The 13,730-nt window shown below is 38.2% G+C and carries 17 protein-coding genes; 15 read left to right on the forward strand and 2 right to left on the reverse strand.

The window, feature by feature from the left end:
- Window positions 1-3: 3 nt before the first annotated feature.
- Window positions 4-315, forward strand: a complete 312-nt coding sequence (locus ASD40_RS21290) for a hypothetical protein (protein ID WP_057305176.1) — start codon at window positions 4-6, stop codon at window positions 313-315.
- A 323-nt stretch (window positions 316-638) separates the two neighbouring features.
- Window positions 639-1,184, forward strand: a complete 546-nt coding sequence (locus tag ASD40_RS21295) for a GrpB family protein (protein ID WP_057305177.1) — start codon at window positions 639-641, stop codon at window positions 1,182-1,184.
- A gap of 154 nt (window positions 1,185-1,338) precedes the next feature.
- Here ASD40_RS21295 and ASD40_RS21300 read toward each other — a convergent pair whose 3' ends face one another.
- On the reverse strand, window positions 1,339-2,421 hold the full coding sequence (locus ASD40_RS21300) for a phosphotransferase family protein (RefSeq protein ID WP_057305178.1): 1,083 nt from the start codon (window positions 2,419-2,421) through the stop codon (window positions 1,339-1,341).
- A gap of 392 nt (window positions 2,422-2,813) precedes the next feature.
- Between ASD40_RS21300 and ASD40_RS21305 the strand changes: the two genes are divergently transcribed.
- The 3 genes from ASD40_RS21305 to ASD40_RS21315 all read left to right on the forward strand — a co-directional run bounded on the left by ASD40_RS21305 (window position 2,814) and on the right by ASD40_RS21315 (window position 4,663).
- Entirely contained in the window at window positions 2,814-3,059 is a 246-nt protein-coding gene (locus ASD40_RS21305) for a hypothetical protein (RefSeq protein ID WP_057305179.1), read from the forward strand.
- A gap of 206 nt (window positions 3,060-3,265) precedes the next feature.
- Entirely contained in the window at window positions 3,266-3,880 is a 615-nt protein-coding gene (locus tag ASD40_RS21310; protein WP_057305180.1) for a hypothetical protein, read from the forward strand.
- Between the two features lie 210 nt (window positions 3,881-4,090).
- Window positions 4,091-4,663 carry a VanZ family protein gene (locus ASD40_RS21315; RefSeq protein WP_057305181.1) on the forward strand — a complete coding sequence of 191 codons (573 nt, stop codon included), beginning with the start codon at window positions 4,091-4,093 and terminating at the stop codon, window positions 4,661-4,663.
- A 169-nt stretch (window positions 4,664-4,832) separates the two neighbouring features.
- Here the strand turns inward: ASD40_RS21315 and ASD40_RS21320 are convergent, their stop codons facing one another.
- Entirely contained in the window at window positions 4,833-5,693 is an 861-nt protein-coding gene (locus ASD40_RS21320) for an Hsp33 family molecular chaperone HslO (RefSeq protein ID WP_057305182.1), read from the reverse strand.
- 229 nt (window positions 5,694-5,922) lie between these two features.
- Here ASD40_RS21320 and ASD40_RS21325 point away from each other — a divergent pair, with 229 nt between their 5' ends.
- The 10 genes from ASD40_RS21325 (at window position 5,923) to ASD40_RS21370 (ending at window position 13,608) form a co-directional block, all read left to right on the forward strand.
- Window positions 5,923-6,651, forward strand: coding sequence for a MerR family transcriptional regulator (locus tag ASD40_RS21325; protein ID WP_057305183.1), 729 nt, complete (start codon window positions 5,923-5,925; stop codon window positions 6,649-6,651).
- A gap of 767 nt (window positions 6,652-7,418) precedes the next feature.
- Window positions 7,419-7,703, forward strand: a complete 285-nt coding sequence (locus tag ASD40_RS21335) for a hypothetical protein (RefSeq protein ID WP_057305185.1) — start codon at window positions 7,419-7,421, stop codon at window positions 7,701-7,703.
- Between the two features lie 200 nt (window positions 7,704-7,903).
- A complete protein-coding gene (locus ASD40_RS21340; protein ID WP_057305186.1) occupies window positions 7,904-8,296 on the forward strand; it encodes a DUF2569 family protein in 393 nt (130 codons plus the stop codon).
- A gap of 310 nt (window positions 8,297-8,606) precedes the next feature.
- On the forward strand, window positions 8,607-8,705 hold the full coding sequence (locus ASD40_RS37380; protein WP_156390140.1) for a YjcZ family sporulation protein: 99 nt from the start codon (window positions 8,607-8,609) through the stop codon (window positions 8,703-8,705).
- Window positions 8,706-9,606: 901 nt separating this feature from the next.
- Window positions 9,607-10,191: a GNAT family N-acetyltransferase gene (locus tag ASD40_RS21345; RefSeq protein WP_082562352.1), complete on the forward strand. Its 585-nt coding sequence runs from the start codon at window positions 9,607-9,609 to the stop codon at window positions 10,189-10,191.
- Between the two features lie 162 nt (window positions 10,192-10,353).
- On the forward strand, window positions 10,354-11,520 hold the full coding sequence (locus ASD40_RS21350) for an MFS transporter (protein WP_063870822.1): 1,167 nt from the start codon (window positions 10,354-10,356) through the stop codon (window positions 11,518-11,520).
- A gap of 220 nt (window positions 11,521-11,740) precedes the next feature.
- Complete coding sequence (locus tag ASD40_RS21355) at window positions 11,741-12,082, forward strand: hypothetical protein (protein ID WP_057305188.1); 342 nt, start codon at window positions 11,741-11,743, stop codon at window positions 12,080-12,082.
- Window positions 12,083-12,300: 218 nt separating this feature from the next.
- Complete coding sequence (locus ASD40_RS21360) at window positions 12,301-12,669, forward strand: hypothetical protein (protein WP_057305189.1); 369 nt, start codon at window positions 12,301-12,303, stop codon at window positions 12,667-12,669.
- Between the two features lie 69 nt (window positions 12,670-12,738).
- Entirely contained in the window at window positions 12,739-12,984 is a 246-nt protein-coding gene (locus ASD40_RS21365) for an antitoxin Xre/MbcA/ParS toxin-binding domain-containing protein (protein ID WP_057305190.1), read from the forward strand.
- 279 nt (window positions 12,985-13,263) lie between these two features.
- Window positions 13,264-13,608 (forward strand): hypothetical protein, encoded by a 345-nt coding sequence (locus ASD40_RS21370; RefSeq protein WP_057305191.1) that lies wholly within the window; start codon window positions 13,264-13,266, stop codon window positions 13,606-13,608.
- The last annotated feature ends 122 nt before the right edge of the window (window positions 13,609-13,730 follow it).

The following is a 13,730-nucleotide window of genomic DNA, read 5'->3' on the forward strand; positions in this document are numbered from 1 at the left end:
GAAATGTATTGCCCTTATTGCAAAGAAGAACTGAAAGTTAATAATGAAGAGTTATATTGCAAAGCTGGAGAGAGTTATTTTTCAAAGCACATGGAAAAAGTTTTTAATGTAGCAATAGATAATTCTAAAGAAGTTGAAGTACGGATACCAAAAGTTGAAAATAGTGAAGCAGGAAGATTCTTTTGTGTGAATTGTGGAAGCAAAATGATGAAAATTGAATCTATGCATGAAGTTTGTACATGTTGTGGATTCGAAATTAACAAACGTACGTTCTATGAGATTATTGAACTTAATCCCCATCGTTCATTCAGGTGAAAGAATCATTGAAAAAATGAAATTATACTTAATGAAGTAACGGAAAACGTTAGCTGCATAAAGACAGACAAACAAAGCAGGCGCCGCGGCGACCTGCTTTGTTTGTTGAGGTATCGGGCAGTAAAGCGTGATGGCATTCCACAAACGAGAAACGTAATGCTGAATCAAGATACGACTGCAGCCGACCAGAACGATCGGCTGCTTTTTAATTAAAGTAATGGCAGTTATGTTTAAAGGAGGCAATTATTTATATCAGATTGGAAATCTAGTTATGGTAAAATTAGGATGAATAAAAACAACTAAATTGAAGGGGATTAGATTAAATGGAAGATCAATGGAGGATATCCAAACACGATAGTGGTTGGAAGGTTCTGTTCAATGATATTGCTTTAAAATTGAGAAATTCATTAGGAGATTTGGCCATTCGTATTGATCATGTTGGTTCTACATCGATCGTAGGTCTGGATGCAAAACCAATCATTGATATCCAAATATCTGTTCTAAATTACGATGACATAACATCCTATAAGACCAAAATTGAGAGCGTTGGTTTTGTATTTCGCGAAGAAAATCCGGACAAAACTAAGAGATATTTTCGAGAATTACCGGGCACTCGAAGAACTCATATTCATGTTAGACAAGTCGGTAGTTTTTCTGAGCAAATGACTTTGCTCTTTAGAGATTATTTGCGTGAGCACCCTCAAGATTGCTTAAGGTATGCTGAGGAGAAAAATCGATTAATGGAACAATTTAAAAATGAACGCCCAAAATATGTTGAAGGGAAAGGTCCGATCGTTTGGGATATCATACAGAAAGCGCATAACTGGTCTCAAGAAGTAGGTTGGAAGCCAGGCACATCTGATAAATAAGTTAACCTGGTTCATTGAGCTAACGGAAACGATAGTTGAATCCAATAAAAGACTGCCAGCATACACGGAACCATTCGTTGTCCTTATAAACTGATTCAACGTGCTACCTGGATCGTGAATTCATCGCCGTGCCCCACTGTACTCGTGATGCGCTTTACAACAGCTCACTGACCTTTAGATCGAAGAAGGCGGTCATCGCTTTTTGAAGCTGAGGGTACCATACCCATCTCATCGGTTCTATCTGCAATGGGTCGGCGCACCATTCTACAGCAACATAGAGGCTCTGCACTACGCACAGCCTGTAATCTAGACAAAGCTGCTCCCATGAATAGTTGTTCACTCCATTGCTGCGTAGCACATCAAGATACTGCTGTAAAATCTGAAACTCAAGCGCCCGTCGGCTCTCAGTGTCCCACCAATGAATCATAGCGTAAGCCAGATCGCTTACGCCCAGCCAGCAGGTCAGCGACCAGACAAACGGCTGTCGGTCAATCAAAAACATGGGTACGAGGCCGTTCTGACAAATCAGGATATTGCCAGGATTCAAATCTCCGTGAATGAGCGTGAAACCTTCGTGTGATCGGGTTCTCTCTATCATCCGCTCCGGATGCTTCTCCATAATCAGCGGCAACGCTTCAGTCCAAAGGTCGGGAATATCCTGTCCGCATGCCTTAAGCAAAGGGGCAAGCCCAGGGCGGATCGCTGAAAGATAGCGCTCAATTTCCTCCATCTCCGGAACAGGCCGTCTTCCCGGTCTTTCTGCCCCTTGTTCGTTCGTTACCCAGTGATGGGCATGCAGTTTGGCAACTGCTTCCGCGAGGGCTCTACCGTACTGCGGGGTTGGCGGAGCTTCCCAGCTCGGTTTGTGGGTATCTGTGACATCCTCCAGCAGCAGGTGGTAGCTTTTTTTTGCCGTGTCATGCCCTGCATCGAAGCATCTGAGCAGGGGCGCATTCTGCAGGGTGATGTAGTCACGGGAATAGTAAGCCGGTTCGGAAGCGGCGGCGAATTGTGCTGAATCGCACAATTTGAGGAAAAGGCTTTGCGGAAGCACGCCTTCTGCCTCTTCTGAATAAGAGATCCGTATCCGGTAAACCCTTGAGTTGTCGCTCCGCGCCGGAAAAACTTCAAGACCGGCCACTTCCCCTGCAGTCAGCGCGCCTGTCCTTCGGAGAATCTCCGTCAACCATGCTCGCGACAGTTCGTATGGATGCCTAATCATTTTACTTCTATTCATAAGAAGACCTCCCATAAATTAAAACCTCAATCATTCAAGTCACATGGCGAGCACGCGCAAAGGCGCAGCAGTAATTTACTCCTGATCGTTCATTTACGATACGGTTTTCTGTATTTCTCGAATGGCTAATTTTATGTTTTCCCTCACATGATATATTCCTGATGAACTCCAGATATAGTTAACTATACCGCTGAGTAGCAAAACTTAAGTCGGATATAGATTTCACTTGTTGATATTGAAATTAACGAAAAACAATAAAAACAGGCTGCCAGTATACTTAGTATAATCGGCAGCCTGTTGAAGTAACGGGCAGATTAACGGAACAGTGATTGAAACTTTTACTTTCGAAAAAACGTACTTAAATGTAAGAATTTTCAAGGGTAGGTGAAACAGTGAGTAAGGAATTTGATGAATTACAGAAGGAGATTTCAAGACAACTTGAAAATGTATTTGCCTCTTTACCAGAAGTAATAGAAAAAGCAAAGCAAGACTCAACTGTTAAAAACCATGACATGGCTATCGCTGTAAGTGCTATTCAAGCCAGTACACTCGTTCTCCTAAGAGTCATGTTTCAATACGATAAATCAATTAATAACCGCATAGAAATATTAGAAAAGCAAATAAACAACGGAACATGATAGTTGATTTATTAACCTAACACTATAGTTGAGGAGCATGCTTGGAGGATGCTCCTTTTTCGTTTGCTGAACTAACGGGCAGATTAGTTACCAATAAAGGAAATGTACATATGATGGTGAATGTTATGGAAGGACACGCATTGGTATTAGCAAAGTGCATGAATAATGCTGTTAGATATATTGTAACAAGTTAGGGGGTCGATGATTTGGCTTATACCAAAGCTGTGATAAGAGAACCGTATTATGACTGTCCAGTTTGGATTGACAGTGATATTATTCGTAAAGATCACGTTATTTTGACTGAAAGTAGTTCAACTACAGAAGTTGAATTGTTCTTAGTGCATTTATTTGGATATAACAATATAGATGTTAAGGAATCATTCGAGAAATCATTTAAGCAACTATTTAATGAGGATGAGGTTGTAATTCTAGGTGGAATTGCTTTTTTTGAAGATGAAGATAAATTCATTTATCCAAGTTGCTGCTGCGGCTTAGAAGACTTAGTACTCGTTAATGAATCAATTATCAATAGAGTTAGTCCTTGGTTGGGGCATGATCCTAACCCAGGGATTGAGTATAGTAATAACGGTATTGTTAAGGTATGGTCAGATGATCCGAGCACGACAAAAAAAGAGAACGCTTTTTTTATTGAATTTAAGTATGATGAGTTAATCCAAGCTTTAGAAGATACTAAAAAGGAACTATTAGGCTTCATTGAAAAACCGCTGTATCGGTGGCTAGATCATCGTGACAAATCTATCGCAAACGAAATGGTAACAAAGATGAAGCAGTGGTTTTTAAAGGAAGCAAATTGCCAATAAGGGATTTATTTTTGATGTCGAGGCACATATTGAATCACTGCCCGATCTTTAAGCTAACGCGAAACGATAACGAAATAATAAAAACAGGCTGCCATCATTATCGGGCAGCCTGTTCAAGTAACGGGCAGTTTAGTTACAATATATGGTAGAATGGGATAAGTAAATTGAATGGAAGTCTGGTACTAGAAAGGAGAAGAAGAATCAACTATCATGAGAAAAATAAATTCAAAGCACATCTTCATTGCGTATTTAATCGGCATAGTTAACTTTGTGATTGTGAAATTCTTCGGTGATATACAGAGGGTAATCGATAGGGTTGCTAGTAATAAAACACAGAAAGATATGGGTTATTTAAATTTAGAATTGATACCCTTTAGGACTATATCTTCATCTATTGATTCTTACATCCGAATAGGAATGGCTCCCCCATCTATCAATCTAATCGCCAATATTGCCGTATTTGTTCCGATGGGGTATTTAATTCCGTTAGTTGTACGAAGACCTTCATTTATTAAAACGATAATAATTTCGTTCGCGTTTATTCTTGGCATTGAAATAATTCAATTTGCAACCTATTTGGGGTCAGCGGATATTGATGATGTGCTTCTAAATATAGTTGGATGTGTAATGGGATATGCTGTTTATATGATCTATAGAACACTTCAGAATAAACTGACAAAGAGTATCGAAACTAACGGAAACGATAGCACAATGATAAAACAGGCTGCTGACATATTCGCATATTCGGCAACCTGTTTTATTATTGTACTGTTAAGTGGATAATGCACCCGTTGAGACAAATTACAGATTACCATAGGAATTTCTGCCATTATGAGGAGATAACTCTGTTGGGAGAGCGCATCGATGAGGTCAGGAGATCGATCCCCGGTTGGGTTCAGTCCGCGCGGACGGAGTAGATGGAATTGCACTGATTTAGGCTATACGGAGGATATTAAATAAGGTTCGCAATCTGACTTGAATCAAAGGTATATTTTTTTCCACATACATTGCACACAATCTCCACCACACTGTTGTTTTCATAGGCATTCGCCAGTTCTTCATTGTCTAAGGCATATAACATGGGGTAAAGGATCTCCTTGGAGCATCCACAAAACAAACGTACGGGCTCAATGCCTACAATGTCGATGTCTTCAAATATTGAGTATGGAAGTTCTTTAAAAGTCTTGCTGTTCTCTAGATCAATCAAGTACGATTGATGATTTGATAATACGTCTCTTATTTTATGAATAAGATGAACCTGAGCACCCGGAAGCAGTTGGGCCATGACTCCCCTGCTTAACACAATTTCATTTTGTTCATTAAAAACTATGTGTACTGAAAACCATGAAGGAGTCTGTTCACTTTGTTTAAAATAATGTGATATATCATCAACAATATTCCCGTATGGCATATCTGTGATCCCTGTAAATAAGTTGTTCATTCCTATATCGGTTGTGACCTGAATACATCCTCTAGCACCTATCAACTGTTCGATCGATAAATTGTTCAAATAGTGTGAAGGCGCGTTTAATAATTCGTCACTAATATAACCGCGTACATTTCCCATAGAATCGACATCTGCAAATATTTTATAATTATGATTGCTAGCTTTTACTTTTAGACTAATCCGTTGAGTGCCCTTTAGAATTCCTGTTAGCATACTTGCAACGGATACGGTTTTGCCAAGTGCGGTTTTAAGGAGTTTATTCATATGATCATGATTGCAAACAGCTCTGATCAGATCAGTATTTTCCACAAATAGAATGCGGGCTTGTTTATTATAGGCTAATGTTTTAATTAAGTAATTATCCATTTGAATCAAAATCCTCTCCATGATTTCTTATGTTGACGTTTTCCCTAGGGGTACTTCATAGTATAGATCCTGACGCTACGTCAGGTTCAAGGTTTATTTTTACGTGCTATCCAGTGATCGTTATACGATCTGGCTTTATGGCTATTCTTGTTATTCTGAACCTGATGAGTTTTATTAAATATAATGCGTACATGGATACAACGCAGTTAAAGTTATTGGAGGGATCTGTATGGAGAATCGGAGTTGGAAGATAGGAGAAATCGCAAAACGAACAGGTCTAACCATACGAAGCCTGCATCATTATGATCAGATCGGATTGTTCTCGCCATCCCGGGTTACCGAATCCGGGCACCGCCTATATACAGATGCTGATGTTACTAGGTTGCATCAAATTATATCGCTTAAGCAGCTGGGGTTTGCTCTAGAGGAAGTTAAAGTAATGATTAATAACCCTGATTATAATCCGACAGATATGCTGAAAATGCAGCTTTCCCGACTAAACGAGCAAATAAGTATACTGGTAGAGTTACGTGTTCGTTTGCATGATATTTTTGAACTTTTAGATTCAGGGCAATCGGTATCAAGCGAACGGTTTATGATGGCAATGCAAATGATGAGGATCATTCAGAGCCCGCATTTTAAGCCGGGGCAAGCAGAAGAAATAAAAAATCTGTTCAAATCATTAGGCGAGAATGAGCTGGAGAAAAGTTATGCAGAAGGGCTGCGACTCATTGCTGAATTCCGTAAATATAAAAAAATGGGCAAGCTTCCGGATGATCCTGAAGTCACTTCTTTAGCGGAACGTTGGAAGCAGGAAGTAGACTCATTTGCTCCTGCAGATGCTGAGTTTATACAATCGGCAGAACAGTATTACAGTGAGAATCCAGAAGACGCAATACAACATGGAATTGATGGCGAGCTCTACGAGTATATTAAGAAAGCTGTATCATTTATTTGAACTAGGGATTTGGGCAGTGCATTACGCTAATGGATACGATAGTTCAATGAATTGAAACGTGGATCTGCAGCTGCGGATCCCGTTTTAATTGTGATTTTGGAAGCATTACTTTGCCGAGGGTACTTTGAAGCATTTCCTTGCCGCCAGTACGTACTGTATAGTAAAAAATTCGACTTCGCTCAACTAAACGGGCAGTTATGCGAATTAGTCACATTTGGCGATGTCAAAGTTTTGAAGTCTTTTTGTTTGGATTAATTTTCAAGCGGTTGGTGATAATAATAAGAAAAAATGAATACTTGGAGAAGCATTTTATGCAATTTTTAAATAACAATATTGTTAAAATATTATTATTCTTTTTGCTTGTTAGGGGTGGTGAAATATTGGGGAGGCGATTGTTCCCAATAAAGCGTTATTATCCATTCATAGTTTGGCTAACTATGTTTATAGTTGCGATATCAATTATAATTTTTATAATGCCAAGTGTTAATGAATGGTTGACAATGTTAATTATGTTTATCGTAGCCACAGCGATAAACATAATTTTTCCATTTAAGACCTTGAGAGAAAAGGATTGAGGACAATTGTTGTTTAACTAACGGAAGAACCATAGTTAAATATCACAAGGGCTGCAATGTTGCAGCCCTTTGTTACGCTAACGAGCAGAATAGTTTAATCAATTATTGGGTAGTCTTTATGGTAAAAAACTTCAAATATCAGGTGTATCAGAGAAAAAGGTTTTAATAATTTTGAAGGAGAGTTTGATTTAGATGAACAACCTTAAGTTTTTCGTTTATCAAGTTTTACTTTCATTTCTCGGTATAGCAGTTGATATTCTGTTTAGAGAATTTATATATGAATCGTCCTTTTTTAATAATAGATATATTCCAGCACTAATTGAGACATCAATAAATGGTGTCTTACTATATTTTATATTTAAACTATATCCTTCTTTAAAAACAACTAAGTTACGATATAAGATTTTAATACATATTGCTGCTTTTATTTTAGGAGCAATATTGGTGGGGTTAACGGGAAGTTTTTTGGGCATGTAAAGGTGGGTGTTCTTATTTCGTTGAACTAACCGGTTACGTTAGTTAAAAAAAAGCTGGTTCACCACCACCAATGAGTGGTTTTTATTTTGGTTAAAAATCAACAAAACATGATCCATTAACTGCCATTACATTTTTTTGAATTTTAACACATAATTAAAAATATCTAATTTTGGTTTCATAAGAAAAAGGTGGCAACATACGTGCAAAAACAGAAAAACATAGCGGGAATCAGAGGCTGGCTTCTATTCTATGTGAGTTATTCAATTGTTGGAGTTTCGATCAATCCATATTACATATTCAAGATGATAGAAGATGTACTAGAATGGGATGTTAAAAGTGTATATGCTGTTGGTTCTTATATTTTACTAGAAGTTCTTTTTATCATTTCTCTTTTTAATTTATTAAAGAAGAACAAAAATGGACCATTGATTACAATCATAACTGAATTTATAGCGATATTATTTAAGATAATTGATTTCTTTTTCTCAGATAGAACACTATATGATGTTCTTGATTCAGCTCTTATAATTATTGTAGGAATGATATGGATTTTATATTTTAAATATTCGAAACGAGTAAATACAACTTTTTGATTGTATCTCAAGAAGGCATTGGCATCATGTACACAGTCAATTCAACTAACGAGGAACGATAGCTTCATAACAAATTCTAGTAGGCTGCCGGTGATAAATTCGGTGGCCTATTCCGCTAACGGGCAGGATTGTTCAATTGTTCCACGAATACTTCCGCTTTCCTAAACAAAAAACCGTCCTTTAGAGGAACGGATTATTATGTGTTTTTTATCTTTCAGCAAGGAAGCCCTGGCATATGTCCAATCAATGACTATGTACCGAGCGTATGATTATACCGTAGTGAAAATTCACCTGAGGGGAATGAGTAAATATGAGTGGTGCAAGTTGTGCAGGTTACGGTTCAAGCGCAGCAACTGTTTTGGTTCTTTATATTCTTTTGGTTATTGTCTTAATGACTTTTGCATGGTAATTCCTTAATCCAACATCCACAAAGAATAACGAGAAAAAGAAAAACGGTCTTATCGCGAAATAGATGCGAATACAGACCGTTTTTTTCTCGTTGTTTAAATGAGGGTGACGAGTGAGTTGGGTGCCTGGGTTGGCAATATCAATATATGGTCAAGTGGATGATTCCGCCACTAGGCCGATACCCATTTGAATTATTCCTTCCAACAAGCAGCTGTGTACATTAACTGCAAGCGATTTCTGAAACACAAGTTTGTTATGCTAACGGAAACGATAGTTCAACCAGAACAGGGAGCAGGCCTTCGGGGTGCTGCTCCCTGTTACATTGAATTAAATTAAGACTGAACGATACGAATTCAAAGGTCAGGCACAGTGTCTTAATATAGAGTTGGAATCGGAGAACAATTGAAGGAAACAATATCTCTTAATGCAATCGAATATTGATTCCATCTTCCGCCGAAAAACCTAAAGCCATAGGCTCTTGATTCCCCAACAGTCGTCAAAAAAAACCAGAAATTGTCTCCGTTTCTAAGCCACATATAAGTGAAACGATATAAACAATGTTGAAGACCGAATGGACTCGGGGCATAGGGAGGCAATTGTTGCATATATCCCATTATTCGTGGTTCACTCCTTGTTGAAATTAGATTTATAACCAGTTTATGCCCAGAGTCAAAGATTGGGTTGGATGTATGCCTAGGAGCAGGGCGTGTAAAAAAGGTATTTAATGCAAAGGACGGTTACAATCTAACGGAGTACGATAGCTTCACAAGACACAACGGCAGCTGGCACACGATCGGCTGCCGTTGTTCATTGAAGTAACGGGCAGTTTAACTGAATAAGAAGGAGAAGGCATAAAAGAGACGAAATGACTATTCAATATTCATAAAAAGGAGAGAATTATCGTGGAGATAACGCCAGTAGAACTGATAGGAGAAAGGGTTAAGATACTTCCTATGGAAGTTGATCACGTACAGGAATTATTTGATGCGGGAAACTATCCAGATATATGGGCGTATATGCCAATGAAAATAAATTCAATTGAAGATATGAAATGTCTTGTGAATGGAGCGCTTCAAGCAAAAGTACAAGGAACTGAATTTCCTTTCGTTATCTATGATAATGATTCAGGAAAAGTTGTGGGAAGCACTCGTTTTCTTGATATATCCTTACCTAATCGGAGTTTGGAAATTGGTTGGACATGGCTGTCTCCGACAGTTTGGCGAACAAATATAAATACTGAGTGTAAGTATCTTCTTTTGAAGCATTGCTTTGAAACACTAGGGACAATTCGTATACAAATAAAAACAGATGGTCGTAACCTTAGGTCTCAACAGGCAATTGAAAGATTAGGTGCTGTTAAGGAAGGAGTGCTTCGTCGGCATCGCATCATATATGATGGATATGTGCGAGACTCTGTGTATTACAGTGTAATCGATGAAGAATGGCTTTTCGTGAAGGACAGATTAGAGAGTATGCTACGACAATAGCGTAAGTTCTTGATTATTAAACGAAGGGATTCGATTGTTCGATAAGATGGGCTGCGTTCGGCAGCCCTTTTTTTTTGTAGTGATATGTTTCATCATTAATGATTCCAACCTAACTCTTTTTATGCCCCTTTGTGAATATACATTTCAATGGGGGGGGATTTAATGGAGTTACAAGGGAAGATAAGTTTAAGTGTTGGTTGGATAACTTTGTTTCTTATGGGTACTGACTTATTTGTGGTGTCTCCGTTATTACCGTTCATTTCGGAAGCATATCAGGTTAGTACATCGACCACTGGATGGATGGTAACAGTTTTTGCAGTTACATATGCTTTTTCAGCTCCTTTTTTTGGTTGGTTTTCAGATAAAAAGGGACGGAGATTATTTATTACGTTTGGTTTATTGCTGTTTGCTATTTCTAATACACTAACCGCTTTTACTCCTTCTTTTTTATGGTTAATTATAAGCCGTATTTTAGCTGGTTTGTCCGTTGCTTCAATTACCCCTTTGATTTATGCAATCATTAGTGATATTGCACCACCAAATCGGAGGGGAACATGGCTTTCAATTGTTGTTTCAGGACACTTAACGGCTCTTTGGGCAGGAGCGCCGTTCGGTACGTTATTGGAGCATTTTCTAGGTTGGCGTTCAGTATTTGTTGTAATGGCTGCCATAGGAGCAATATTGGCAGTAGTGAATTTCAAAACATGGGTTTCTATTCCAAGAAGTGATTCAACCATAAATCTACTACAAGGAAATCTTCTTCGAATATTAGGTTCTGTAAGTGTTACTACCATTTGGGCAATTTCGATGTACACTCTTTATGTTTATTTGGGAGCAGCTCTTTACTCCGAAAATAGATTCTCGTCATCAGAAATCGCATTAGCTGTTACTTTTTATGGTATCGGAGCGGTTTTAGGAAGCCTTACAAGTGGACAATTAACAGATAAGTTTGGAGAAAGAAAAATTTCAAAGGCTACACTAATTTTCTTGACTCTTATACTCATTTGTTTAGGGATATTCTTCTCATCTGGCGATTGGGTTTATTTCTTTCTGTTTATATGGGCTTTGGTTGGTTATGCAGGATTCACATCATATCAAGCAAGATTAGCAATGGAATATTCAAAAGAACGAGGAATTGCAATGGCATGGAATAATACAGCTTTATATATAGGTATCACGATTGGTTCAATGATTGGAGGTTATGTCATATCTAATTGGGGATATTCACTGCTCCCTTATGTTTGTAGCGGCGCAGCAATCGTTAGTTTTATACTCAGTACCCAAAAGGTACAAGAAGCCAAAAAAGAATATGTTTTTTCAGAAGATTGATGACCTCAGAACGAGGTCTTGTTATTTAGCTAACGGAAACTATAGCTCAACCTGAAACGAGGCTGCCGGTATGATTCGGTGGCCTCGTTAAGCTATCGGGCAGTAGAGCTTGGTGATAGCAAGCTGTTTAGGTTTAAATATTAGGTATGTTCCAGCAACAAATATACGGATAAACGCGTATTATATATGGGTATTATTGTAAAGAAAGGGGTTTTGAGTGATGAGTAAATTACATATTGATAAATTTGCTTCTTATCTTGGATTTCTTGCTTCGGCTATTACAATTGTCTTGTTTATTGTCATTAAAATTGAAAATGGGTCAGACATAGGAGGACTTGCGACAATATTAATTCCTGCGGGCTTACTTTCAATAATCTCATCAGTTACTCAAAAGGCAATTTTTATGTACATTAGTCTGCTACTGAGTTTACCTCTTGTTTCGTTGTGGCAGCCAAACATGGGAAGTATAGGTCTTCTTGCGATAATTCCAATGTTTATTTTACTTGCAGCAATACAAATGACTTATGTATTTATTCGAAGCAGAATTCTAAAACCACGATAAATACCTTTGTTCGTTAAATAAACGAAGAACGAGAGTTCAATAACAACAAGAGGCAGCCGACCCAATTGAATCGGTTGCCTTTTCTCAACTATCGGGCAGGATTGCATGGAAATATCTTGAATTATACAGAGGTACTCATTACTTTCGAGGTGACCGTCATGTCAATCGGGCAGGCTAGTCTCAATACAAAGATGGACTTGTTGTTAGGATGCTAGTTAATGGAGGTGCGGATTTTGCAAAGCGTTATTCTAATAGGGGAACGACTTTCGCTCTCAAAACTACAGGAGGTATTTTCCGAGAGCCCATTTAAAATCGTAATGGTGAATAAAGGTGAGCGGCTTTCGGGTGTTTGCTCCGAGGGACACATATACCTGGATGATATAACTTCGTATGTGCCAACTGAATATGAGCCAGAGGAACTCAAGATTATTCATGATTCTATTCAGTCACCACAGTTTATTTCATTGTGTTATTCTTCTGAACCCGTATGTATCAAAGCCCTCCAGACGATTAGTACGAAGATACATAATCTGTTGTTAGACGATGACATGGGGAAAATTGTATCTTTAACCGACAGCTTGAAGTAAATCAGCGATATAAATCCTTCACCTAACGGAAACCGATAGGCTTTAGATTAACAAGAGATGAGGATGCCTATGGACTTAGATGTATTTTTAAAGGCATTTCACAATGAGCATTCGCTCAAGTTTGTAGAAACCTGCAACGAAATCGTTGATGCAAATGATATAAAATTTGTTGATATCATTGTCCCGCGAGATATTGCTACTGTATTGTATTGGAGACTAAAGAATCATGCTAATAATTGGTTGTTAAAACCGGTGCCAGCTTTAAATTTTGAGAGGCCAATTGATCTATTAAAAAGCGACGATGGCAAAAAATAATCAAAGTTGCACTTATGCGAATGCCTGACTAATAAGAGATAAGAACTGAATTAAGTCTATTTAGATTTGAACTGATGTGAAAACGCCTCTTTATTGCACTAACGGAAACCGAGAGTTTAATAATGCACCTCAGAGAGCTATCAACATGGCTATTTGCCGCGCTGACAGCAGCTCTCTTATTCATTGAGCTAGTTGAATTGATTTGTGGATTCGTGCAGGAATAGCCTATTATTATCGATAAATTAGAAATATTGATTGAGATCAAAATGAGGTGGTAATATGTATTACTACATTAGTATTCACTCTGATGATTACACACAAAAAATAAAATCGGAAGTTCTGGAGCATTACTTACAGGAAAAATTAGGGTTTACAAAAGTTCGTCACCTAGTCTTTATTAAAGAAATCAATGGAGAAATCGTGGAAATAACTGGTATTCCGGCAAACCCCAATGGCGGCTATGGGTTTAATTCACTTGATGGTATTGAAGAAATAAACTTAATTGAGATCGATTTACCGAGAGATATCGATGAAATTTTAGAACATTCCATATCCGAGATTGCAATCTTAATTGCTAAAGAGTTTTCATGGAAGATTGATGATGATCACGGACTAGATGATTGAGGAGCTTGCCACACGGCAACTCCTTTTTTGTTTAGCGTGCCCAGAGGCACGCATTATCTAGTTGGTGCAAGTCCAACCACGGGAGGGACCAAGCCACCCTTGTAGCTAGGATGCTTGCGTAT

It is taken from the genome of Paenibacillus sp. Root444D2, from assembly GCF_001426375.1.
Lineage (GTDB): Bacteria > Bacillota > Bacilli > Paenibacillales > NBRC-103111 > Paenibacillus_E.